This is a genomic window from Pseudovibrio sp. Ad26, from assembly GCF_001623285.1.
GTDB lineage: Bacteria > Pseudomonadota > Alphaproteobacteria > Rhizobiales > Stappiaceae > Pseudovibrio > Pseudovibrio ascidiaceicola.
This window is the reverse complement of record NZ_LMCE01000088.1, coordinates 57,712-82,577: the sequence shown is the minus strand read 5'-3', so window position 1 is coordinate 82,577 and position 24,866 is coordinate 57,712. Positions and strand designations below refer to the sequence as shown.

At 51.4% G+C, this 24,866-nt stretch carries 20 protein-coding genes; 19 read left to right on the top strand and 1 reads right to left on the bottom strand.

The window, feature by feature from the left end; all coding sequences use genetic code 11:
* Positions 1-237 precede the first annotated feature (237 nt).
* The 7 genes from PsAD26_RS17495 to dnaE all read left to right on the top strand — a co-directional run bounded on the left by PsAD26_RS17495 (position 238) and on the right by dnaE (position 11,188).
* Positions 238-1,905 carry a ribonuclease J gene (locus PsAD26_RS17495; RefSeq protein ID WP_063311486.1) on the top strand — a complete coding sequence of 556 codons (1,668 nt, stop codon included), beginning with the start codon at positions 238-240 and terminating at the stop codon, positions 1,903-1,905.
* Positions 1,906-2,139: 234 nt separating this feature from the next.
* The gene (gene mce, locus PsAD26_RS17490) at positions 2,140-2,544 is read left to right on the top strand and encodes a methylmalonyl-CoA epimerase (RefSeq protein ID WP_063311485.1); all 405 of its coding nucleotides are present in this window, start codon (positions 2,140-2,142) and stop codon (positions 2,542-2,544) included.
* A gap of 156 nt (positions 2,545-2,700) precedes the next feature.
* Positions 2,701-2,979 (top strand): DUF1467 family protein, encoded by a 279-nt coding sequence (locus PsAD26_RS17485; RefSeq protein WP_057465597.1) that lies wholly within the window; start codon positions 2,701-2,703, stop codon positions 2,977-2,979.
* Between the two features lie 681 nt (positions 2,980-3,660).
* On the top strand, positions 3,661-4,986 hold the full coding sequence (proS, locus tag PsAD26_RS17480; RefSeq protein ID WP_063311484.1) for a proline--tRNA ligase: 1,326 nt from the start codon (positions 3,661-3,663) through the stop codon (positions 4,984-4,986).
* A gap of 224 nt (positions 4,987-5,210) precedes the next feature.
* Positions 5,211-6,434 carry a lipoprotein-releasing ABC transporter permease subunit gene (locus PsAD26_RS17475; RefSeq protein WP_084403745.1) on the top strand — a complete coding sequence of 408 codons (1,224 nt, stop codon included), beginning with the start codon at positions 5,211-5,213 and terminating at the stop codon, positions 6,432-6,434.
* A complete protein-coding gene (locus PsAD26_RS17470) occupies positions 6,434-7,165 on the top strand; it encodes an ABC transporter ATP-binding protein (protein WP_063289363.1) in 732 nt (243 codons plus the stop codon). The genes PsAD26_RS17475 and PsAD26_RS17470 overlap by 1 nt, the downstream gene beginning before the upstream one ends.
* 588 nt (positions 7,166-7,753) lie before the next feature.
* Complete coding sequence (gene dnaE / locus PsAD26_RS17465) at positions 7,754-11,188, top strand: DNA polymerase III subunit alpha (RefSeq protein WP_063311482.1); 3,435 nt, start codon at positions 7,754-7,756, stop codon at positions 11,186-11,188.
* A gap of 105 nt (positions 11,189-11,293) precedes the next feature.
* On the opposite strand, the gene PsAD26_RS17460 is transcribed toward dnaE, so the two are convergent.
* Complete coding sequence (locus PsAD26_RS17460; protein WP_063311481.1) at positions 11,294-11,980, bottom strand: hypothetical protein; 687 nt, start codon at positions 11,978-11,980, stop codon at positions 11,294-11,296.
* 357 nt (positions 11,981-12,337) lie between these two features.
* Here PsAD26_RS17460 and rpsB point away from each other — a divergent pair, with 357 nt between their 5' ends.
* From rpsB to lpxA, 12 genes are all read left to right on the top strand, one after another.
* Positions 12,338-13,135 (top strand): 30S ribosomal protein S2, encoded by a 798-nt coding sequence (gene rpsB, locus PsAD26_RS17455; protein WP_057465538.1) that lies wholly within the window; start codon positions 12,338-12,340, stop codon positions 13,133-13,135.
* A gap of 170 nt (positions 13,136-13,305) precedes the next feature.
* Positions 13,306-14,229: a translation elongation factor Ts gene (gene tsf, locus PsAD26_RS17450; RefSeq protein ID WP_063289013.1), complete on the top strand. Its 924-nt coding sequence runs from the start codon at positions 13,306-13,308 to the stop codon at positions 14,227-14,229.
* Positions 14,230-14,294: 65 nt separating this feature from the next.
* Complete coding sequence (gene pyrH, locus PsAD26_RS17445; RefSeq protein WP_057465535.1) at positions 14,295-15,014, top strand: UMP kinase; 720 nt, start codon at positions 14,295-14,297, stop codon at positions 15,012-15,014.
* Positions 15,015-15,112: 98 nt separating this feature from the next.
* The gene (frr, locus tag PsAD26_RS17440) at positions 15,113-15,670 is read left to right on the top strand and encodes a ribosome recycling factor (protein ID WP_063299532.1); all 558 of its coding nucleotides are present in this window, start codon (positions 15,113-15,115) and stop codon (positions 15,668-15,670) included.
* Positions 15,671-15,693: 23 nt separating this feature from the next.
* On the top strand, positions 15,694-16,467 hold the full coding sequence (locus PsAD26_RS17435; protein WP_063311480.1) for an isoprenyl transferase: 774 nt from the start codon (positions 15,694-15,696) through the stop codon (positions 16,465-16,467).
* The gene (locus PsAD26_RS17430) at positions 16,467-17,357 is read left to right on the top strand and encodes a phosphatidate cytidylyltransferase (RefSeq protein ID WP_063311479.1); all 891 of its coding nucleotides are present in this window, start codon (positions 16,467-16,469) and stop codon (positions 17,355-17,357) included. The genes PsAD26_RS17435 and PsAD26_RS17430 overlap by 1 nt, the downstream gene beginning before the upstream one ends.
* 56 nt (positions 17,358-17,413) lie before the next feature.
* Positions 17,414-18,586: a 1-deoxy-D-xylulose-5-phosphate reductoisomerase gene (gene dxr, locus PsAD26_RS17425; protein WP_063311478.1), complete on the top strand. Its 1,173-nt coding sequence runs from the start codon at positions 17,414-17,416 to the stop codon at positions 18,584-18,586.
* Positions 18,587-18,625: 39 nt separating this feature from the next.
* A complete protein-coding gene (gene rseP / locus PsAD26_RS17420) occupies positions 18,626-19,762 on the top strand; it encodes an RIP metalloprotease RseP (RefSeq protein WP_063311477.1) in 1,137 nt (378 codons plus the stop codon).
* Between the two features lie 201 nt (positions 19,763-19,963).
* Positions 19,964-22,327, top strand: coding sequence for an outer membrane protein assembly factor BamA (gene bamA / locus PsAD26_RS17415; RefSeq protein WP_063311476.1), 2,364 nt, complete (start codon positions 19,964-19,966; stop codon positions 22,325-22,327).
* Positions 22,328-22,392: 65 nt separating this feature from the next.
* Entirely contained in the window at positions 22,393-23,457 is a 1,065-nt protein-coding gene (lpxD, locus tag PsAD26_RS17410; protein WP_063311475.1) for a UDP-3-O-(3-hydroxymyristoyl)glucosamine N-acyltransferase, read from the top strand.
* Between the two features lie 123 nt (positions 23,458-23,580).
* Complete coding sequence (gene fabZ / locus PsAD26_RS17405) at positions 23,581-24,057, top strand: 3-hydroxyacyl-ACP dehydratase FabZ (protein ID WP_063289006.1); 477 nt, start codon at positions 23,581-23,583, stop codon at positions 24,055-24,057.
* An 8-nt stretch (positions 24,058-24,065) separates the two neighbouring features.
* On the top strand, positions 24,066-24,866 hold the full coding sequence (lpxA, locus tag PsAD26_RS17400; protein WP_063311474.1) for an acyl-ACP--UDP-N-acetylglucosamine O-acyltransferase: 801 nt from the start codon (positions 24,066-24,068) through the stop codon (positions 24,864-24,866).

The following is a 24,866-nucleotide window of genomic DNA, read 5'->3' as shown; positions in this document are numbered from 1 at the left end:
AGACGTGCAAAGCATGTTCTGCTGGCTTTTTTGATCATTGAAGCCACATGTCTGTCGGGACGTAGAGCAAGTTGCGTTCATTCGTATTGACGCATCTCGCTCTCAGTTCTTTTGTTTGAGCGAATTCTTGTCGCTTGATTGAAGCCAATCAAACGGAACGCGCTCTAGAGTTTATACGCGTATTCTTGTTTTCGAAAATGGAAGCATTTTTCGGAATACGCTTTGAAGGAGTCTTAGATGTCGAGCACTCAAGAGCTCGTATTCCTGCCTTTGGGCGGTGTTGGCGAAATTGGAATGAACCTTGGTCTTTATGGATATGGACCTGAGGACGACCGTCGCTGGCTGATTGTTGATTTTGGTGTCTCATTTGCCGGACCGGAGATGCCGGGTGTTGATCTTGTTCTGCCAGATATTCGTTTTCTGGAAGAAGAGCGTTCCCGTATTGATGGCATCGTCATCACGCATGCTCATGAAGATCATTACGGCGCATTGTCCTATCTTTGGAAGCGGTTGGAACTGCCGGTCTATGCGACTGAGTTCACTGCTCGCCTTCTGGAAGCCAAGCTGATTGGTGATGGTGCAGATTATCAGATTCCGGTGACCGTTGTTAATCAGGGAGATCGTTTCAAAGCCGGTATCTTTGATATTGAGATGGTGACTATGACCCACTCGATCCCGGAGCCGTGTGCTCTGGCTATTCGTGTTGGTGGTCAACTGGTGTTGCATTCCGGTGACTGGAAGATCGATCTGACACCGGGCATTGGTAAAGCGATCGACCTTCAGCGTTTGCGTGAACTGGGAGATGAAGGCGTGGATGTCTTTGTCTGTGACAGCACCAATGCAGTCCGTGACGGGGTCAGCCCCAGTGAAGCGGATGTGAAGGAAGAACTGACACGGATCATCAAAGAGGCACGGAACCGCGTTGCTGTGACCACGTTTGCCTCCAACGTTGCACGTATGCGTGCAGTTGCTGAAGCGGCAATGGCGGCAGAGCGTGAGATTGTTGTGATTGGCCGCTCTATGCAGCGTACCGTCGAGATTGCACGTGATCTGGGCTATCTTGATGGGCTGGCGCCGTTCCGTGATGAAGAGACTTATGGATCTTTGCCGCGTGATAAAGTCGTCGCTCTTTGCACCGGGTCTCAGGGCGAGGCACGTGCTGCTATGGCACGCATTGCTGGCGATCAACACCGCCAGGTCGCGCTGTCTGCGGGGGATATGGTTATCTTCTCCAGCCGTACCATTCCAGGTAACGAAAAGGCTGTTTCCAACATTATCAACCAGCTAACCCACGAAGGGTTGCAGGTGGTGACAGACCGTGACGCGCTAGTGCATGTGTCTGGCCATCCGCGTCGTGGTGAGTTGGATCAGGTTTACAATCTTGTACGCCCGAAGAAGGTTTTGCCTGTTCACGGTGAGCCGCTGCACCTGCAGTGTCATAAGGACTTTGCTGTCAGCAAGGGCGTGAAGGACGTTAAGATCATCCGTGATGGCGACATGGTGCGCCTGCATCCGGGTGGGCTTGAGGTCATTGATGAAGCGCCTGCCGGTATTCTGGTTCGCGATGGCCATTTGATTGCTGCGCCAGAAGAAACTGGTGTTCAGGAACGCCGGAAGCTTTCTTATGGCGGCTGCGTGACGGTTTCGCTGATCGTGGATGGTCGCGGCGAGTTGCTTGGCGATATCGACGTGGTTTTGTTTGGGATGCCGGATGAGACTGAGAACGGGACTCCGTTTGAGGACGCCGTTCGTGATGCCGTTTATGGTGCGGTGATCTCCATTCCAAAGAGCCGCCGCCGTGATGTGGAACTGGTGCGGGAAGCTGCCAGACGGGCGGGCCGCTATGCTGTTGTTGAGCATTGGGGCAAGAAGCCGCTTTGTAAGGCATTGGTGCAACGCGTCTGATCCTCAGGCACATTTTTCGAGATAATCAAAGGCCGCAAATGAGCATATCATCTGCGGCCTTTGACTTTTGATCCAATGGACTTTGTGAATGAAATCTGTTCCTTAGAACTCATAGGCGTTCATCTGCAGATACGTGCTGTGCTCTGACATTTTGTTTGAGCAGCTTCTTGTCATTTGATTGTGTGCAATCGAATGGAACGCGCTCTAGAACAAAGGGTTATTGGGAGGACCGTCATGATTGGACGATTGAACCACGTTGCGATTGCCGTGTTGGATATGGAAGAAGGCCTGAAAGTGTATCGCGATGCACTTGGCGGCATTGCCTCAGAAAAAGTGGCGCAGCCGGAGCATGGTGTTTCGACCGTGTTTATCGAGCTTCCGAACACGAAGATCGAACTACTGGAGCCGCTTGGCGAGAACTCTCCGATCTCCAAGTTTCTGGAGCGTAACACGCAAGGTGGTATCCATCACATCTGTTATGAAGTTGATGACATTCTTGCTGCACGCGATCAGCTGGTTGCCAATGGAGCCCGTATTCTGGGTGATGGTGAGCCGAAGATTGGCGCACATGGCAAGCCGGTGTTGTTTTTGCACCCAAAAGATTTTCTTGGAACATTGACCGAGTTGGAACAGGCTTAAGTTTGCAGTGAAAGACTTGTGGTTTGAGAAAACTGGAAGGCTTTCGGTTCGGGCCTAATTCTTGTAGGTAAAAACCTGTAGTGCACTGGTTGCTTTGTGATACAAGAGTAAGGTGACCAGCCGCAGAAGAAACAAGAACGTTCCAGGAGCACATTTATGGCTACGCCGCTACTCGTTGCACTCTACTTCATGATGTGGTGGATTTTGTTCCTGGCCATTTTACCGTTTGGTGTTCGCACTCAGGCGGAAGAGGGCGAAGTGGTTCCGGGAACGACTGAGAGCGCGCCCAAGAATCCTCAGATGTTGAAGAAGGTGATCATCAACACGATTGTAACGACAATTGTGTTCGTTGCCTTCTATTGGTTCCTTGAGTCCGGACTTGGTGCGCATCTGTTTCCACTTGTTGATCAATTAATGGGCAACGCTCCTTCCTGATTTTGGTTTTGCACATCAATTGTGTGGCGTAAAATCAGCGAGTTACAGAGCAAAACCATCAAGTGCCAAAAAAGCGATTCTCAGGAATCGCTTTTTTGCGTTTAGAGGGGAGTGTTGGAAAAGGCAATTGTCTCTGCTGTGTTCAGGATCTGCTGGGTATTTTGATATGAGTAACCTGAATGCGTCATTCATAGAATTCCATTCAGTGAAAACGGCAGAAATTGGCGAAAAAAAAGCAAGGCCGAAGCCTTGCTGTTAGAACGAGTTCCGCGTCTAAATGTTCTCTTTGCACTTGCGTAGAGTGCCGGCTGCAACCAAACGGGCGCCCGAGAACCTTCCTCCCAAGACTAAAGATCGCGATACCTTGCAACACCGCTTAAGGGTGTTGTTTTTGTTGTTGAACAGACACTAACGTAATCACATTAGTTTGTCATCATTTTGTATCAATTCGCCGCAATTTTTTGCTTGCCTAAAATTTTAGCTATAATTTTTCGGAGATTCCATGAGTTGAACCCAAAGGTGTAGGCAAAAAGCTGCGTGTATGGGGAAATATGTCTTAGAAAATTGGCATATAGCCATGTTGGCAGTTACAACAGGCGTTCTGCTTGCTAAGAAGACATAGAAATGATGTTTGGTGGTGAGCCAGAGCTTGCGTGCCTTTAAACCTGAAGAGTTAAACTAATGCGTTTGTCCCGATATTTCCTGCCTATTTTGAAGGAAACTCCGAAAGAAGCCGAGATCGTATCGCACCGCCTGATGTTGCGTGCGGGTATGGTCCGTCAGCAGTCAGCCGGGATTTATGCATGGCTGCCGCTTGGCCACCGTGTGCTCAACAAGATTCAGCGTATTGTTGAAGAAGAGCAGAACCGCTCCGGTGCTGTCCAGCTGCTTATGCCAACCATTCAGCCTGCTGACCTGTGGCGCGAAAGTGGCCGCTATGATGCATACGGCAAAGAAATGCTGCGCATTGAAGACCGTCATGAACGGGAAATGCTCTTTGGTCCAACCAATGAAGAGATGATCACTGACATCTTCCGCAGCTACGTGCGCTCCTACAAGGACCTGCCGCTGAATCTTTATCATATACAGTGGAAGTTCCGCGATGAAGTGCGTCCTCGTTTCGGCGTGATGCGCGGTCGTGAGTTCCTGATGAAGGATGCTTATTCCTTCGACCTGGACAAAGAGCGGGCAACAGAAGCCTACCGCCGCATGTTCGTCGCTTATTTGCGCACCTTTGCCCGCATGGGTCTGACTGCAATTCCTATGAAGGCGGACACTGGTCCGATCGGCGGCGACCTGTCTCACGAGTTCATCGTGCTGGCGTCTACTGGTGAGAGCGAAGTGTTCCTTGATAAGGATATTCTTGGCCTGCCAACTCCGGCGGAAGACATTGATTTCAATGGTGACCTTTCCGGCATTATTGAGCAGTGGACCACGCCTTACGCTGCCACTGATGAGATGCATGACGAAGCTGCCTTTGAGGCTGTTGCAGAAGACAAAAAGGTTTCTGCACGCGGTATCGAAGTTGGCCACATCTTCTACTTCGGCACCAAATACTCCGAGCCTATGGGCGCGAAGGTGATGACTGCTGAAGGCAAGGAACAGCCTGTTCATATGGGTTCCTATGGCATTGGTGTATCTCGTCTGCTGGGTGCGATCATTGAAGCGTGCCATGATGATGATGGCATTGTCTGGCCAAAAGAAGTTGCGCCGTTCCATGTTGGTTTGATCAACATGAAGGTTGGTTCTGAGTGCGATGAAGTTTGTGAGAGCGTTTACGCAGAGCTGGAAAAGGCTGGCGTTGAGGTTCTTTATGATGACCGCAAGACCAGTGCAGGCCAGAAATTTGCAAGCATGGATCTGATTGGTCTGCCGTATCAGTTGGTTGTTGGCCCTCGTAGTCTGAAGACTGGTGAAGTGGAAGTCAAAGACCGTGCAACTGGTGATCGCGAAATGTTGACCCCGGAAGCGGCTGTCAACAAACTGATTTCTGCCTTAAAAGGCTGATATCAGCGAAGCTTGGGGTAACTCAACAGCTTCAATGGTATGTTAGGTGCCGGCGGCCTTTCCGCTGCCGGGCCTTTTTGCCAGAGCTTATGGCACTTGCTCTTCATGCTCCCTATATTCCACGGGGTAGTTGAACAGGCGGAAACGGAGAATAGTCTAGTATGACGGCAGAGATTCAGGCGGCTCATCCCGGAAAGAACCGGTGGTTTGCACCCTTTGAGTGGATGCTGGCAGGGCGCTATCTGCGCTCCAGACGCAAAGAAACTTTCATTTCTATTATTGCCGGCCTGTCCTTTTTGGGCATCACTTTGGGCGTCGCAACTCTGATCATTGTTATGGCGGTGATGAATGGGTTCCGCACGGAGCTGCTGACCAAAATCCTCGGTATCAACGGGCACGTGCTTGTGCAGCCCATCGATAGCCCGCTCAATGACTATGAGGCGACCTCGGTCAAGCTGGCTGGCATCGACGGTGTTGATTTTGCAATGCCGTTTGTTGAAGGGCAGGCGATGATCTCCGGACCAAGCGCTGATCTGGGTGCTTTGTTCCGTGGTGTTCACAAGGCTGATCTTGATAAGCTGGATCTGGTATCCGGGAACGTTCTGCTTGGAACGCTGGATGGATTTGATGATGGCGAAGGTGTCGCCATTGGCTCCCGTCTCGCGCGCCAGTTGGGTGTTACTGTTGGTGATACGGTGCGCGTGATTACTCCGCGTGGCAGCATCACGCCGATGGGGATGACCCCGCGGGTGAAGGGCTATCCCGTCTCTGCGATCTTCCAGATTGGCATGAGCGAGTATGATGGCACGATTGCATTCATGCCGTTTGATGAGGCGCAGCTCTATTTCAACAAGGAAGGTCTGGCGACGGGCATTGAGGTCTATGCTGATGACCCGGATGCTGTTGGTCCGCTGCGACCTGTCATTGAAGAAGAGGCCGGGCGTCCTGTGTTCGTTTCTGACTGGCGTCAGCGCAATATGACGTTCTTCTCAGCGCTTGAGGTTGAGCGTAACGTGATGTTCCTGATCCTTACGCTGATTGTTCTTGTGGCCGCTTTGAACATCATTTCCGGCATGACCATGCTGGTAAAAGACAAGGGCCGTGACATTGCCGTGCTGCGTACCATGGGTGCTACCCGCGGTGCCGTGATGCGGATTTTCATCATCACAGGAGCCAGCATTGGAACCATCGGCACGTTTGCCGGGTTTATTCTGGGTACTGTGGTGTGCTGGAACATTGAGAGCATTCGGCAGGGGATTTCCTGGCTCACTTCAACCGAGCTGTTCTCGCCTGAGCTTTACTTCCTTTCAAAGCTGCCGGCTGAAATGAATCCAAGCGAGACGACCAGTGTTGTTATTATGGCTTTGGTCTTGAGCCTGCTTGCTACGATTTACCCTGCCTGGCGCGCAGCCCGGCTCGATCCTGTTGAGGCTTTGCGCTACGAATGATGAATAAACCAACAAAACCGGTTGCTGGTGTTTCGCTTAAGGGTGAGGAACGCGTTCCTGTTCTGAGTTTGAAGAATGTTGTCCGAGGTTATGTTGAGGGCAACAGCAAACTGGAAATTCTGAAGGGCGCTGACCTTAACCTCTATGAAGGGGAAATGGTTGCGCTCGTGGCGCCCTCCGGCGCAGGTAAGTCTACGCTGATGCATCTGGCTGGCCTTTTGGAAATGCCGCAGAGCGGTGAGGTGCTGATTGGCGGGCGGGAATGTTCCAAGCTCAATGATGATGCGCGCACAGCCATTCGGCGGACTGAGGTGGGCTTTGTCTACCAGTTCCATCAGTTGCTGCCTGAATTTACTGCGCTGGAAAACATTGCGTTGCCGCAGATGATTTGTGGACTGAAACGTCAGGATGCAGAAGAGCGCGCACGCCAGCTGCTCTCTTATATGCGTTTATCTGAGCGGGAAACTCATCGTCCGGCGGAGCTTTCCGGTGGTGAGCAGCAGCGTGTTGCGATTGCGCGTGCGGTTGCTAATGCACCGCGAGTTCTGTTGGCAGACGAGCCAACGGGGAACCTTGATCCGAACACCTCGCAGTATGTGTTTGAGGCGCTGACTGCGCTGGTTCGTGCCTCCGGTGTGGCGGCCTTGCTGGCAACCCACAATCTGGAAATTGCAAAACAGATGGACCGACGGATTACACTGCGCGAAGGCAAGGTGGTCGAGCTTCCTTAAATTGGAAATGAGAGTGCGTTCCATTGAGAATCAAATGCCAGCGACCTGTTCGCTGGCATTTTTGTTTTGAGGGGATGTTCTTGTTTTGATACCTGTTGTTCTCTCTGTCTGATCGTTCAAGCGAGGCTGGTGTTCCGCGATATTTACCTGCGGCGTTAACGCTGATTGATTCAGCAACTTATTGAGTTGCTGAGGGAAATACTTTGCTGTGTTTGTCTGGTGATGTTGGGGGAGTAATGCGTATACCACTCATTAACTATGAGTTTGACCCAGCCAAATTAAGGGTTGAAAGAATGAGAACATTGATAGAACATAACAGATACAAATAGGGTTCAAAATAAGGATGTTTGTTATGTCATTTGTACTTCGTGAAGCAGCAGCATTCGGTTCTATCGTTCTTTTTGCAAGCAGCTGCCTGATGTGGGGTGATGCACTGACCCGGATGCTTCCTTAGAAAATACTGAGGAAGAGAGGTTGGGAAACTCGGGATAACCGGTGGTGCGATTTGCCAGGCAATTGCATTTTGCTTTTGGGTCCTCCAAATGAGGTGCTACTGTCGCACATACCTTGCGAACCAAAAGGCTCCAGATGTCATCTCCAGGTTTCGTCCATCTCCGTGTTCACTCGGCTTACTCTTTGCTGGAAGGGGCTCTACCAATTGGAAAAGTGCTTGATCTTGCTTCCAAGGATGAGCAGCCGGCGCTGGCTATCACTGACAGCGGGAACCTTTTCGGGGCGCTCGAATTTTCTGAAAAGGCATTTGGCGCGGGTATGCAGCCAATCATCGGTTGTCAGATATCGGTGAACTTTGAAGACCAGCCTGATGCGGTTGGAGATGAAGCCGTCAGCGATCTGGTTTTTCTCGCGGTGAATGAGACAGGTTATGAAAACCTCATGGACCTTGTTTCAAGAGCCTTTCTTGATACAGAGCCTGGGTTCAAAGCCAATGTTCCTCTTTCACGTGTGCTGGACAAGTCCAATGGTCTGATTGCGCTGACTGGTGCCAGTGACGGTCCGATCAACTCGCAGCTGCGAGAAGGCCATGTTGATCTTGCCAAGTCTCGTCTGGAACTTTTGCAAGCCACATTTGGCGATCGTCTTTATGTGGAATTGCAGCGCCACAACATGAAAGGTGAGGAAGATGTTGAGCCTGCGCTCCTGAACCTTGCCTATGACCTGAATATTCCAATTGTTGCGACCAACGAGGCTTATTTCCCTAACCCGGATGACTATGAAGCGCACGATGCGCTGATCGCGATTTCCGAAGGCCGTGTTCTTGTCGAGACCGACCGCCGCCAGCTGACTCCGGATCATTGTTTCAAAACCCGTGAGCAGATGATGGAGCTGTTCTCCGATCTTCCGGAGGCGCTTGAGAACTCTGTGACGATTGCGCGGCGTTGTCATTATCGCCCGCTGAAGCGAGATCCTATCCTGCCGCGCTTTGCAGGTGCGGATGCTGATGCTGGAGAAGCAGAGCGTGCCGAGGCGGAAGAGCTGACGCGGCAGGCGAAGGAAGGCTTGCAAGCGCGTCTTGATTTGCATGGTCTGGCGCCGGATCTTGAAGAGAAAGATTACTGGGATCGTCTGGATTATGAGCTCGGCATCATTATCCGCATGAAGTTCCCTGGGTACTTCCTGATCGTTGCAGACTTCATTAAGTGGGCGAAGAACGAAGATATTCCTGTGGGACCGGGGCGTGGTTCCGGTGCAGGGTCGCTGGTTGCGTGGTCGCTGACCATTACTGACCTTGATCCGATGCGGTTCTCGTTGCTGTTCGAACGCTTCCTGAATCCGGACCGTGTGTCCATGCCGGATTTTGATATCGACTTTTGCCAGAACCGCCGTGAAGAAGTAATCCGGTATGTGCAGCGCAAGTATGGCCGCGAGCAGGTGGCGCAGATCATCACTTACGGAACGCTGCAGGCCAAGGCTGTGCTGCGTGATGTGGGCCGTGTGCTGCAGATGCCATATGGTCAGGTGGATCGCCTAAGTAAACTGGTGCCCGGCAACCCGGCCAACCCGTGCACGCTGCCTGAGGCGCTGGAGCAGGAACCACGGCTGCGTGAAGCTGCTAAGCAGGAGGAGGTTGTCGACCGCCTTTTGAAGATGGCGCAAAAGCTGGAAGGCCTTTATCGTCACGCGTCCACCCACGCGGCGGGCGTGGTGATTGGTGACCGCCCGCTGGAGCAGTTGGTCCCACTGTACCGAGACCCTCGCTCAGACATGCCCGTTGCTCAGTTCAACATGAAATGGGTTGAGGCTGCCGGTCTGGTCAAATTTGACTTTTTGGGTCTGAAGACGCTGACGGTTATTGATACTGCGGTTTCGCATATCAAGAAGCGCGGCATTGAAGTTAAGATCGAAGAAATACCGATTGATGATCCTGCGACCTATAAGCTTCTGGCTGCCAGTGAGACGGTTGGTGTGTTCCAGCTGGAAAGTCAGGGCATGCGCCGAGCTATTGCTGGTATGCGGCCTGACCGGTTTGAGGATATCATTGCTCTGGTGGCGCTTTATCGCCCGGGCCCAATGGATAATATCCCGATCTACAACGCGGTAAAACATGGCGAGCAGGAGCCTGATTATCTCCATCCGTTGCTGGAACCAATCCTGACTGAGACAAACGGCATTATCGTTTATCAGGAACAGGTGATGCAGATCGCGCAGGTGCTGTCTGGTTATTCTCTTGGCGAAGCGGATTTGCTGCGCCGTGCGATGGGTAAGAAGATTGCTGCTGAAATGGAGATCCAGCGTGCCCGCTTTGTTGAGGGGGCAGTTGCGCAGAAGGTGGATAAAAACCAGGCCGGGATGATCTACGATCTGGTGGCCAAGTTCGCGAACTACGGCTTTAACAAATCCCACGCGGCTGCTTATGCGCTTGTGGCCTATCAAACCGCATGGCTGAAAGCGAATTATCCAGTTGAGTTCCTTGCTGGTATCATGACGCTTGATCTGGGCAATACAGATAAGCTGAGTGACTTCCGTCAGGAAGCGGTGCGTATGGGCATCGAGGTGGTGCCGCCTTCTGTCAATAAGTCCGGTGTTCATTTTGATGTGCTGGATGGCAAGATTGTTTACGCCATGGGCGCGATCAAAGGTGTGGGCGAGCAGGCGGTTGAGCATATTGTCGAGGTGCGCGGAGATGAGCCGTTTAAGGATCTGGGTGACTTTGCGACGCGCATAAGTCCAAAGGTTCTCAATAAACGCACAATCGAGAACCTCATTGCCGCTGGTGCCTTTGATGAACTTAATTCGAACCGTGCGCAGTTGCTTGATGGTTTGGATCGCATCATCGGCATGGCGCAGCGAACAGAACAGAACAAGACGTCCGGTCAAAACGACTTCTTTGGCGGAGACAATGCGCCTGAGTCTTTGATCCTCAACCCGACGGATCCGTGGCTTCCATCCGAACGGCTGCAAAAAGAATATGCAGCGGTAGGCTTTTATATTTCCGCCCATCCGCTTGATGAGTATCGCGAGCTGTTTACCAAGTTGCGCGTGCAGCTTTGGAAAGATTTTGAACGCTCTGTGAAAGCTGGGTCTTCTGCGGGGCGCCTTGCAGGAACTGTGACGGCAAAGCAGGAGCGTAAGACCCGTACTGGCAACCAGATGGGCATCGTTCGTATTTCTGATCCGACCGGGCAGTATGAAGCGGTGATGTTCTCTGAGACACTGAACCAGTGCCGCGATTTGCTGGAGCCGGGGCAATCTGTTGTGCTGCTGGTGCAGGCAGATATGCGCGATGAGGAAGTCAGTGTTCGCATTTCACAGGTAGAGCCGCTGGAGAAAGTGGCGGGCAGGGTACATCGAACCCTGCGGATTTTCCTCGGATCTAGTGAGCCGATCCAGAGCCTGCAACGCCAGCTGCGCCGCGGTGGTGATGGTGACGTGAGCTGCGTTGTGCTGCTGGATAACGGTCAGCGCGAAGTGGAGGTCAAACTCCCCGGCAATTATCAGCTTTCACCGCAACTGTCTGGTGCGTTGAAAACCCTACCGGGCGTGATGGACGTCCAGATGTCCTAGGATGCTTCGGTATAGGCAAAAAAGAACCTCGCGGAAGATGTTCGGCGGGGTTTTCTATTTTAGAGCATGTTGCGTTTATTGGTGTTCATGCCAGCTGCTCCGATACTAAAAGATTTTCTGTATGACCTGTTCAGCGCAGGAGTAACCAAGGTTTTTGGCGAAGCGGTCTACGCTCTTTTGTCCTTTCTCAGCCAGATCAGTTAAATCGGCATGATCAGTAACGTTGCAGGTTGAGGCAGCGAGGATTTTGCCATCCTTGGCGGAAACCAGGAGTGCGCGTCCGCGGTAGCGATAAGCGAGATTTGCGAACCAGCCTGCGCCCTGCATTTCTGACTGATAGGTGACTGTCGATACATCCAAGTAATAACCAGAGTAACCGGTTTCTCTGGCGAGCTTTGTGAGAGCTTTTGCGCGTTTCTCCTTGCTGATGATCGGTTTGCTATATGGGCCCTTGATCGTGCCCTTAAAGCGGAACTTGTGGGTGCTCTGCAGATATTTGGTCAACCGGTCGCGCATGGCGGTTTGTGGATCGTGCTTCGCTGCGGGAATGGAGGCCATCTCGCCATAGGCGCCAGAGGCTGCATTCATGGCTGTGGTCACAACAATACCCAGCAGACCATGCTGGATGCCATGGGTGTTGATGTGGCCTTCTCTCACATGTCGGTTTTTGATGGGCTTTACTGAGGATTTGGAGACCGTCTTTGCATCAATGTCCGAGAGCTTGACGGTTTTGGCGCAGCCACCCAATGTCAAAGCCACAAGTGCTGCTACTATCAGTTTGTTTGGTGCCATTTTAAAATGTGTCCGAATTGAGTCATTTTGTTGATGTTTTGTTAACTATAACTTTTCGGAATTACTAATATGTAATGCGCATACCCGCAGTTTGGTTTGGTGTCTGGTTGCTGTGGTAGAGATGATAAAATTTGGAGTTGTGCAAACAGGGCTGGAGAGCATCTGTTTTACTAATTCGGGCCTATGTGTTGATCTTAATCCTTGAGTGCTTGATCTTCTTGAAAAGGGGTTCTATAAGCGCCCCATCCCGCACGCAGGGCGGGGTTTGTCCTTGTGGCGAGCTCCATCCGGTTAGAGAGTTGCACGGTTGTGCTGCCCTGCGGAGGATTAAACCGGAAAACTAAGGAGAATAAAGGCATGGCTTTGCCTGATTTTACTATGCGTCAGCTTCTTGAAGCAGGCGTCCACTTTGGTCACCAGAAGCACCGCTGGAACCCAAAGATGAACAACTACATCTTCGGTGTTCGCAACAACATTCACATTCTTGATCTTGGTCAGACAGTTCCGCTTCTGCACCAGGCTCTTAAAGCTGTGTCTGACACTGTTGCTGCTGGTGGTCGCGTGCTTTTGGTTGGTACCAAGCGCCAGGCTCAGGAAGCTGTTGCAGAAGCTGCTCGCAACTCTGCTCAGTACTACGTAAACGCTCGTTGGCTCGGCGGCATGCTGACCAACTGGAAGACGATCTCTCAGTCCATCCAGCGTCTGCGTAAAGTTGAAGAACTGCTCGACGGTGGTGATGCAAACCGCATGACCAAAAAAGAGCGTCTGTTCCTTGACCGTGAGCGTCAGAAGCTTGAGCGCAACCTTGGTGGTATTAAAGACATGGGCGGTATTCCCGACCTAATCTTTGTTATCGACACCAACCGCGAAGCTAACGCAATTCAGGAAGCTCGTCGTCTGGGCATTCCGGTTGCTGCGATCCTGGATTCCAACTGTGATCCAGATGGCATTACTTACCCTGTACCGGGTAACGATGATGCTGGTCGTGCAATTACTCTTTACACAGACCTGATCGCACGCGCTGCTATTGACGGCATCGCACGCGCATCCGGTTCTATGGGTATCGATCTCGGCGAATCTGAAGAACTCCTTGAAGAGCCTGTTCTTGCTGAAGAAGCTGCTCCTGCAGCTGAAGCTGACAAGAGCGAAGGCTAAGGTTTTCTCTCGGGAAGCGCATTTATGCGCTTCCCCTCCAGTTTCTATGTGATTTTTCGTTTGTTTTACTGCGAAGGGTCACGGTCGCTATGCGATAAATCGGATGAATCCGCAGGGAAGTCGGCTTCCTCTGATTTTTTTATGACACACTCCCGTCCATGAGGCGTACGATGAGCATTACCGCTGCTATGGTAAAAGAGCTCCGCGAAACAAGCGGTGCTGGCATGATGGATTGTAAAGCTGCCCTGAAAGAAACAGGTGGCGACATGGAAGCAGCTGTTGATTGGCTGCGTACCAAAGGCCTTGCAAAGGCTGCTAAGAAGGCTGGCCGCGTTGCGGCTGAAGGTCTTGTTGCAGTTGCAGCAGATGGCAACAAAGCTGTTGTTGTTGAGGTTAACTCCGAAACAGACTTCGTTGCTCGTAACGAAAACTTCCAGAAGCTGGTTCGCGATATCGCTGCAACCGCGCTTACTGTTGATGGTGACGTTGAAAAGCTTGCTGCAGCACCTTACCCAGGTTCTGACAAGAGCGTTGAAGGCGAACTGAAGGAAGCTGTTGGCACCATCGGTGAAAACATGACCCTTCGTCGTTCTGCTGGTCTGTCTGTTTCCGAAGGTGTTGTTGCTTCTTACATGCACAACGCTGCTGGTGACGGCCTTGGCAAAATCGGTGTTCTGGTTGCTCTTGAATCTGCAGGTGATGCAGACAAACTGGCAGCTTTGGGTAAACAGATTGCAATGCACGTTGCAGCGACCAACCCAATGGCACTGAACACTGATGAGCTGGACGCAGACGCTGTTGAGCGTGAGCGCACTGTTTACATGGAACAGGCTCGTGAGTCTGGTAAGCCTGAAAGCATCATCGAGAAGATGGTTGAAGGTCGCCTGCGTAAGTTCTATGAAGAAGTTACACTGGTTAAGCAGTCTTTCGTTATCAACCCTGATCTGACTGTAGAGAAGGCCGTTGAAGAAACAGCTAAAGAAATCGGTTCTCCAATCAAACTCACCGGCTTTGTTCGCATCGCCCTTGGTGAAGGTATTGAAAAAGAAGAATCAGACTTCGCAGCTGAAGTTGCTGCTGCTGCTGGTAACTAATTTATTGAGGGCGTCGACTCAGTCGACGCCCTCTTTGTATCTGGATGCATGAAAAGAGGTTTACTATGTCTGAGGGTGTTCGCTGGAAACGAGTTCTTCTGAAACTTTCAGGGGAAGCGCTGATGGGCGACCAGGACTTTGGTATTGATCCAAAGGTGGTTGAACGGGTAGCAGCGGAAATTTCAGAGGCTGTAAATCTGGGTGCCCAGTTCGGCATTGTTGTTGGTGGCGGTAACATCTTCCGCGGTGTGGCTCTGGCAGCCAAAGGCGCAAACCGTGTGACCGGCGACCATATGGGTATGCTGGCAACCATTATGAATTCGCTCACGCTTGCCGATGCGCTTCGTCAGCGCGGTATTCAGGCCCGTGTGCTTTCCGCTGTTCCGGTGCCGTCGATTTGTGAGAGCTTTACTCAGCGCGGCGCAGAGCGTTACATGGAAGACGGGGACGTTATTCTGTTTGCCGGTGGTACGGGCAATCCGTTCTTTACCACTGATTCTGGTGCGGCACTGCGTGCGGCAGAGATGCAGTGTGATGTGTTCCTCAAGGGTACCAGTGTTGATGGCGTTTATGACGCTGATCCTAAGCTTAAGCCTGATGCAAAGCGTTTTGACACGCTTACACCGGGGGAAGTTCTTGAAAAGAACCTTAAAGTCATGGATGCGACCGCGATTGCACTTGCCCGGGACAACTCTATTCCTGTAGTTGTCTTTTCCATCAAGACCTCCAGCGCGCTTGTTAATGTGCTGCGCGGGCAGGGGCTGTTTACGGTCATTGAAGACTAACAGGCATCAGCTGGTGTCTTAACTGTCGGATTTTGACCCGGGCCGGTTTTTAGTTTTGGAATGCCGGTCCGTTAAAATGATAGGTGAAAGAGGAAATTATGTCAGAGCTGGACTATGACGATCTTGACCGCCGCATGAATGGTGCGATCACAGCTTTGAAGCATGAATTTGCTGGTCTTCGTACTGGTCGTGCTTCTGCAAGTATGCTGGACACAATCACTGTGGAGGCTTATGGCGCTCCAATGCCGATCAACCAGGTCGCGACAGTCAGTGTTCCAGAGCCGCGCATGATTTCTGTTCAGGTCTGGGATCGTTCGATGATGCAGGCCACTGAAAAAGCTATCCGTGAATCCAGCCTTGGTCTGAACCCGGTTGTAGACGGAATGGTGCTGCGTTTGCCAATTCCTGAGCTTAATGAAGAGCGTCGTCAAGAACTTGTCAAAGTTGCGCATAAATTTGCCGAGCAAGCGAAGATCGCTGCACGTCATGTTCGCCGCGATGGCATGGAAACCATCAAAAAGCTCGAAAAAGCTGGTGAGATGGGGGAAGATGATGCGCGTTCAGCTTCTGACATGGTTCAGAAGATGACTGACGACATTATTGGTGAAGTTGATTCTGTACTTGCCAAAAAAGAACAGGAAATCAAGCAGGTTTAATCCTGTTTGCATGCGGGGGCTATATGGCGGCGAGCGTTGAATTTGAGGCAATTGATGCAAATTCCGAAATCGGACTTTTGAGTGTGCCTCGTCACGTCGCCATCATTATGGATGGTAATGGCCGTTGGGCAACTCGCCGAGGCCTTCCGCGTACCGAAGGGCATCGGCGCGGTGTGAAAACACTGCGCGAAGCCGTTAAACACGCACAAAAGCGCGGGATCTCCTACCTGACGCTTTTTAGTTTTTCTTCTGAAAACTGGGCGCGCCCGCAACAGGAAGTCTCGTTCCTGTTGGCACTGCTGCGCCGGTTTGTGCGCGATGACATTAAGGAACTCACCAAGACTAACGTGAGAGTTCGTGTCATCGGGTCCAAAGAAAATCTCGATAAATCCATGCTGACGCTGCTTAATGATGCGGAACGAGAGACTGCTCATTGTACAGGGTTGGTGCTGGTTATTGCTTTTAACTACGGAGCGCGGGACGAATTCGTCCGAGCTGCACGGCAACTGGCGCAGCGCGTGGAAGCTGGTGAGTTGAGAGCTGCTGACATTGGGGAGGATGATGTCAGTACTTGTCTGGATACCCGTGATATTCCGGATCCAGACCTCATAGTCCGCACAGGTGGAGAGCAGCGACTTTCCAACTTCCTGTTGTGGCAGGCTGCTTATGCCGAATTTTATTTTGCTCCTACGCCCTGGCCTGAGTTTAACTCAGATGCTTTTGATGATGCTTTGCTGGCGTTCTCTAACCGTGACCGGCGGTATGGGGGTTTGAGCTCTGACGCGACTGGGACGTAATGCCTGACAAAAACAATCAGAACAATTCTGAAGGCGCTTCCGGAGGAATTATCCGGCGCGTGCTAAATGCAAATCCTGATTTGCTGGTACGCGCTCTTTCTGCAGTTATTCTTGCTCCTGTCGCGCTGGCGCTAACATGGGCAGGTGGTTTCTGGTTTGCTGGCCTCGTGCTTGTTGGCATGCTGATTGTTTACTGGGAATGGTACAAGATCATTTTGCAAAACGCTCAGCGACCTGTTGTGCTGCTGGGCTATCTGTTTCTTCTCTTCATTGGCTTTAGTTACTTTCAGGCGCAGCCGCTCTGGATTGCCGGAACGCTGATTGCTGGTGCTGCGGTACTTTACGGTGCTGGTGGCTTTGACCGGACGGCGCGCTGGGTGAGTGAGGGCTACGTTTACGCTGGCCTGACATTTGTTTCATTGCTGGCGCTACGGGAAGGGGATGAAGGGCTGTTCTTTATCATCTATCTCTTCCTTGTGGTCTGGGGGACCGATATTGCGGCCTATGTGTGTGGTCGCAGCTTTGGCGGACCTAAGCTTTGGCCTGCTGTTTCTCCAAATAAGACCTGGAGCGGTGCTATTGGCGGCGTCGTCTTTTCTTCGCTTTTAGGAATGGGCTTTGTTGCTGTTGCCGGTGGCTCTCAGCTGATCTGGGCGTTTGGGCTTGCTGTTGTTCTTTCTGCAGTCTCTCAGCTTGGAGATTTGTTTGAAAGTTCCATGAAGCGCCGCTTTAAGGTGAAAGACTCCAGTCGCCTCATTCCCGGGCATGGTGGGTTGCTTGATCGCGTTGATGGTCTTGTCGCCGCCGCTGTGTTTGCCTATGTGGTTGGTGTAGTGTTTGGCGGTCAGCTGTTTGATCCAAATGCAGGGTTGATGCTGTTTGCATCCTGATACTGCTGATTTTCGTGCTTTGCCCACGGTTCTGTTGATTTGCAAGGGTTGTTGATATGACAAAATCTCTCACGGTGTTGGGAGCAACCGGATCGGTTGGAGCCAGTACGCTCAAAGTTATTGCGCACAGCCCTGAACGTTATGACGTCAATGCACTTGTTGCAGGCCGTAATGTTAATGCGCTTGCAAAGGCGTGCAGAGAGACCGGGGCAAAGCGCGCCGTCATTGGTGATGCTTCTAAATACGAAGATCTTAAAGCAGCTCTCGCTGGCACAGGCGTAGAGGTTTCTGCAGGTCGTGAGGCTGTTCTGGAAGCGGCCAGCCAGAAGGTGGATGTGCTGGTTTCTGCCATGGTCGGAGCCGCAGGGCTGGAGCCGACCATTGAGGGGATCAAGGCCGGTAGCAATATCGCCCTTGCCAATAAAGAAACCATGGTCTGTGCGGGCACGATTGTGTGTGAGTTGGCTGAAAAGCATGGCTCCAAACTGCTGCCAATGGATTCAGAACATAATGCGATTTTTCAGGTGTTTGAGCAGGATGACCCCAAAGCTGTCGACAAAGTGATTGTCACAGCTTCCGGTGGGCCGTTCCGAACTTCGACGCTAGAAGAGATGCGTGTTGCGACGCCTGAGGTGGCGCTGAAGCATCCGAACTGGTCTATGGGGCAGCGGATTACCATCGATAGTGCTTCGATGGTGAACAAAGGACTTGAGCTGATTGAGGCCTATCATCTGTTCCCTATTACTGCTGATCAGCTGGATGTGGTTGTCCATCCACAATCAATTGTCCATGGTATGGTTAGATATTGTGATGGGTCATTATTGGCCCATATGGCTGTTCCAGATATGTGCGGGCCGATTGCTCATTGCTTGGCATACCCAACCCGAAAGACAGCTCCGATTGCGGATCTCGATCTGGGGATGATTGGGTGCCTGGACTTTGAAAAGCCCGATTTTGAGCGTTTTCCTGCGCTGTCACTTGCACGTAAAGTGATGGAACTTGGCGATGGAGCAGGGACGATTTTTAACGCAGCTGACGAAGTGGCGGTGGACGCCTTCCTTGGACGGAAGATCGGTTTCCTCCAGATCCCAGAGCTTCTTGAGGATGTTCTGAATCGGCTTCATACGCAAAATATGCTAGATTGTTCAGATCAGCTGGAGGAGATTCTTCAGTTGGATCAGGTAGCGCGTCGAGTTGCAAACGAAGTTATTGGGAAGATGGCCGCCTAATCCGGCGCTTCCTTTAAAAAATAAGGTAAGGCTGTTCGCATGGACGTTCTGAGTTCAGTTGTTGGTGGTTCGCTCGGAGTCATCATTCCCTTCTTGGCTGTGCTTACTGTGGTGGTTTTCTTCCATGAGCTAGGGCATTTCCTCGTCGCGCGTTGGTGCGGGGTGAAGGTTCTTGCATTCTCAGTCGGGTTCGGGCCGGAACTGTTGGGTCGCAATGACAAGCATGGGACGCGCTGGAAGGTCTGTGCCATTCCGCTGGGTGGCTATGTGAAGTTCTCAGGGGATGAGAATGCTGCAAGCGTGCCGGACCGTGACGAGCAAGCCAAAATGGATGAGGAGATGCGCCGGACTGCGTTCTTTGCGAAGAACCCGTGGCAGCGCTCCGCAATTGTGGCCGCAGGGCCTATTGCTAATTTTATCCTCGCTATTCTTATCTTTGCAGGAATGTTTGGATTTTTAGGAAAATTCGAAACATTGCCACGTGTGGATCAGGTTCGACCTGGTAGTGCAGCAGAAATGGCCGGCATCTTGCCAGGAGATTTGATCCTCTCCATTGATGGCAATCCTGTAGAAAGTTTCAATGATGTGCAGCGGGTCGTGACGGCGAGTGCGGGCGTTCCCATGCAGATCGATGTGGAGCGCGGGGATGCGGTTGAGCGCCTTACTGCAACGCCAGAACTACAGGAAATCAGTGATGGTTTTGGCAATACGCAGAAGGTTGGAATTCTCGGAATTCAGCGAAATACTTCCCAAGAAGATGTCATAGTCAAGCGTTTTGGCCCACTGGAAGCCGTGGGTGAAGGGGTAAAAGAGACATGGTACATTCTTGATAGGACATTAGGTTATATTGGCGGTCTTTTCCTCGGTAAAGAAGATCCGGACCAACTAGGTGGTCCGATTCGCGTAGCGCAAATTTCCGGGCAAGTTGCGACCCATGGTATTTTACCGCTAATTAACCTTACCGCAGTTTTGTCAATTTCTATTGGTTTACTCAACCTTATGCCTGTTCCCATGCTGGATGGCGGGCATCTGCTGTACTACATTATCGAGATCGTAAGGGGTAAGCCGTTGAGTGAAAAACTGCAGGATTTCGGGTTCCGGATAGGGATCACTCTGGTTCTGCTTCTAATGGTTTTTGCGACCTGGAATGATCTGCGGTCGATAATCGGCTCTTAGGTAAGTTGCGTAACCAAAGGTTGGGCAAAGGATTGGGCAAATTGCATTAAATCCAGTTGTGTCGCCTTGCTTTACTCTGAAAACCTTGTACAAAGTTCCTAGGTGTTTCAGATTCTATCCATTACCCTGAGGCGCATTAGTGATCTGAGGATCAGGGGACTAATGCAACTTTAGGCTGAAAATAAAAGGCATAGCAGTTCTATGCAGTCATTTAAGAACCTGTCACGTGTGTCGCTTTTGGCAATGGCCGTTGCAGCTACTAGTACAGTTGCTCCGGTTGGTGTTCCGTTTATCGGAGCAGGTGTTGCCGAGGCCGCGGTGGTTAACAAGATTGTCGTTAACGGTGCAACGCGCATCGAAAGCGAAACAGTTCGCAACTACCTGACTATCCGTCCAGGAAAATCGTTTTCTGCAATTGATATCGACGAGAGCCTGACCACGCTTTATGCGACTGGTCTGTTCGCTGATGTTTCCATCGAGCAGCGCGGTGGTACTCTTGTTGTTGACGTTAAAGAAAATCCAGTTATCGGCAAAATCTCCTTTGAGGGTAATAAACGACTGACAGACGAAGCTCTGCAATCAGTTGTTCGTTCCTCTGAACGATCCATGCTGACACGTGCGCGTGTTCAGTCTGATGCTCAGAACCTTCTGGAAGCTTATCGTCGCTCCGGTCGCTATCGTGCGTCTGTTGAGCCGAAGATCATTGAGCGCGCTAACAATCGTGTGGATCTGGTTTTTGAAATCGAAGAAGGTGATAAAACGGGTGTGGCCCGTATTTCCTTCATCGGTAACCAGGCATTCTCCGACGGTTATTTGCGTGAGCAGATTCAGACCCGCGAAAGTGGCTTCCTTGGCTGGTTGCGTACGACTGATGTTTATGATCCTGATCGTCTTGACGTAGACGAGGAATCTTTGCGTCAGTTTTACTATCAGAAGGGTTACGCTGACTTCCGCGTTGTTTCCGCTGTTGCCGATCTGGACCGCGAGCAAAACATCTTCTACGTGACTTTCACTGTTGATGAAGGCGAGCAGTACGAGTTCGGCGATATCGAAATTGATACGTCTTTGTCTGCTGTTGACCCAGAGGCGATGCGTCAGTATCTGCGCACTCAGCCTGGTGATACCTACAACTCTTTGGAAGTTGAAAAGACGCTTGAAGCTCTGACTCTGGAAGTTTCCAAGGCAGGTTATGCGTTTGCTCAGGTTCGCCCTCGTGGTGAGCGTGATTATGAGAACAAGACAGTCTCGATCACTTATTTGATCGAAGAAGGTCCGCGCGTTTATGTTGAGCGTATCAACGTTCGTGGTAATGACCGTACACGTGAGTATGTGATCCGCCGTGAATTCGATCTCGCTGAAGGTGATGCTTACAACCGTATCCTTCTGGATAAGGCTGAGCGTCGTCTGCGCAATACGCGTTACTTCCAGAATGTGCGCATTACGCGTCAGCAGGGTAGTGCTCCTGACCGCGTGATCATCAACGTGGATGTTGAAGAACAGCCAACTGGTGAAGTTTCATTCGGTGTGGGTTACTCCACCTCTGATGGTGTGATTGGTGATATCTCCATCACCGAGCGCAACTTCCTTGGTCGTGGCCAGTACGTTAAGGCCGCTGTTGGTGGTGGTACCGACAACCAGAAGTATGAGTTCAAGTTCGTTGAGCCATTCTTCATGGGTCGTCGTATCTCTGCAGGTCTGGATGTGTACCGCCGTGTATATGATCAGAACAGCTCGCGTGCTTACGAAGAGCAGACAACTGGTGGTGCGATTAACTTCGGCCTTCCGCTTCGCGAAGACGAACTGACGCTTAACCTGTTCTACAAGCTTTACCAGCGCGATCTGACACGTAGTGACTCTACTGGTATTGGTGTTGGTGAGTGTGCTGACGGCGTTTCACTTGGTGTTTGTGACTCCCTTGGGCAGTACACGACTTCACTTGCGGGCTTCTCGCTCGTCTACAATACTCTGGACAACAACCTGAACCCACGTGACGGTTATGTTGCTTCCTACGAGCAGGAAGTTGCTGGCCTCGGTGGAGAGTCTCAGTATGTTCGTGGTCAGTTTAAGGGCAGTGCATTTGAAGAGCTTTACGCTGAATGGGGTCTTGTTGGCTTTGTGAAAGGTTCTGCTGGTTACATCGAATCTATCGGTAACCGTCTGCGCGTGACTGATCAGTTCCAGGGTTCACCTGACAGAATTCGTGGTTTTGCGACCAATGGTTATGGCCCTCGTGATGAAAACGGTGGCGATGCTTTGGGTGGTAAATACTACGTTGCAGGTACTGTTGAAGGCCAGTTCCCATTCCCAGTCTTCCCTGAAGAACTTGGTTTGTCGGGCGCAGTCTTCGCTGATGCGGGCTCTCTCTGGGGCGTGGATAGCGAATTGGCTTCTGTTATTGGAACAGGTATCCAGTCTGAAGACTTCGATCTTCGTGCTTCCGTTGGTGTTGGGGTGTTGTGGCAGTCGCCGTTTGGGCCGCTGCGTGCTGACTTTGCTTGGCCTGTGCTCAAAAACGATGTTGATGAAACGCAGGTATTCAAGCTCAGTGGTGGTACACGCTTCTGATCTAGTGAAAATTTGATTATAATCGGTCGCCGATACCCTCGGCGGCCGTTTTTTTGTAGGATCCTATGACAGAACCATCAAATCAATCTGAAGTTAGCCCGGTTTTCTTCCCTGAAGCTCGATCAATAACAGTGAAACAAGTAGCTGAATGGGCTGGGGCGGAGATTGTTCGTGGTGATAGTGAGCTTGCCATTACTGGTGTTGCTCCTCTGGATGAAGGCGTTCCCGGAACGCTTGTGTTCATCGATAATCCAAAATATCTGGATCAGCTTGAGAGCACGAAGGCAACAGCTTGTCTCGTGAGCAAAAAGCACGTCGACAAGGTGCCTGACGGCGTTGTGCCTTTGCTCGCCAAGGAGCCGTACCGCTCACTGGCGAAAGTTTTGGCTGAGCTTTACCCAACCGCAATGCGGCCACTTTCGGTAACCAGCGAGACGTCTGTCAGTCCGCGTGCTTTTGTTGATGAGAGCGCGCAGCTGGGTGAAGGTGTTGTTGTTGAAGTTGGTGCTGTCATTGGCGCGCATGTGGTGATTGGGGCTGGATCTTGTGTTGGTCCCAATGCAGTGATCGCTGCCAATTGTCAGCTGGGCGAGAATTGCTCCATTGGAGCAAATTCCAGTTTGCAGCACGCAGTGCTTGGTGACCGTGTCATTATTCACCCAAACGTTAGCATAGGGCAGGATGGCTTTGGGTTTGCGATGGGACCAGGTGGACATATCAAGGTTCCCCAGATGGGCCGAGTTGTGCTAGGAAATGATGTTGAAATTGGCGCTGGCTCCTGTATAGACCGCGGTGCAAACCGTGATACGACTGTGGGTGATGGAACCAAGATTGATAATCAGGTTCAGGTTGGTCACAACGTTAATATCGGCAAACATTGCGTTATTGTTTCTCAGGTAGGGATTTCTGGAAGTTCCAGCCTTGAGGATTATGTGGTTCTTGGTGGACAGACCGGTGTTTCCGGGCACGTTCGCATTGGAATGGGCGCGCAAGTTGCTGGCGTGAGTGCTGTACACGACGATCTGGCGCCAGGTGGGCGTTATGGTGGTGTACCGGCACGGCCGATCCGTGAGTGGTTCAAGGAAATGACGGCGCTTCGCCGCCTGACCGCTCAAGGCGGCAAGAAATAACAGATTAGACCCGGGATCTGATCCCGATAGTTAACTAGATTGGCTGGTGAATGAGGAGGGCGTATCCTCAGATGCTCCAAGTGAGACATATGCCAGTCAAACCGATATTGCTGAGGCATTATTATGAGTGATGTAGAGACCAGAACACTTGAAAGCGCTGATATCATGCGGGTTATGGAGCTTTTGCCCCATCGTTATCCGTTTTTGATGATTGACCGTATCGTTGATATGGACGGCGACAACTCAGGTGTTGGTATTAAGAATGTAACCATCAATGAGCCACATTTTCAGGGGCATTTTCCAAGCCAGCCTGTAATGCCAGGTGTGTTGCTTATCGAAGCAATGGCTCAGACTGCTGGTGCGCTTTGCGTCCATGGTCGTGAAAAGAAAGATGTGCCTTCTCTGGTTTACTTCATGACCATTGATAAGTGTAAGTTCCGCAAGCCTGTGGTTCCTGGTGATCAGGTGCACTTTCACGTGAAAAAAGTCCGCAACCGCGCGACCATCTGGAAGTTTGAAGGTGTTGCAATGGTAGACGGGCAGAAGGTTGCTGAAGCGGAAATCAGCGCAATGCTTGTCGATTCTGACGAGGCGAATTGAGGTCATTGATGCAACAGATTCATCCCGCCGCGATTATCGAGGATGGGGCCGTACTTGGAGAGAATGTCAAGATCGGTCCTTACTGCATGGTGGGTCCCAAGGTAACCCTTGGCGATGATGTAGAGCTTGTTTCCCATGTGGTGATCGCTGGACGGACAACGATCGGCGCCCGGTCGAAGGTCTACCCGTTTGCCAGCTTGGGGCATCAGCCTCAGGATCTGAAGTTTTCCGGTGAAGATACGCTACTGGAAATCGGTGAAGACAATCAGATCCGCGAGCACTCCACCATGAACCCTGGCACTGCCGGCGGTGGTGGTGTGACGCGTGTTGGGAATGGCGGCCTGTTCATGATGGGTACTCATGTCGGGCATGATTGCATTGTGGGAAACAACGTTATTCTTGCCAACAACGCGACGCTTGCCGGGCATGTTGAAGTTGAAGATCATGTGATCTTTGGCGGCCTGTCTGCTGTACGTCAGTGGTGCCGTGTGGGTGCTCATTCCATCATTGGCGGTCTGACTGGTGTTGAGTTTGATGTGATCCCTTATGGATCTGTGATTGGTGATCGTGCGCGTCTTGCAGGCCTGAACCTGATTGGTTTGAAGCGCCGCAACTTCTCTCGCGAAGAAATCCACGCCCTGCGCGGTGCGTATAAGGAAGTCTTCAACAGTGAAGAGGGTACGTTGCGTGCTCGTGCTGAGATTGCGCGGACCAAGTACGCTGAGTTTGAAGGTGTGCAGACGATGACGTCGTTCATGCTGGAAGATGAAAAGCGCCGGTTCTGTACACCGCGCAACAATGGTGAATAA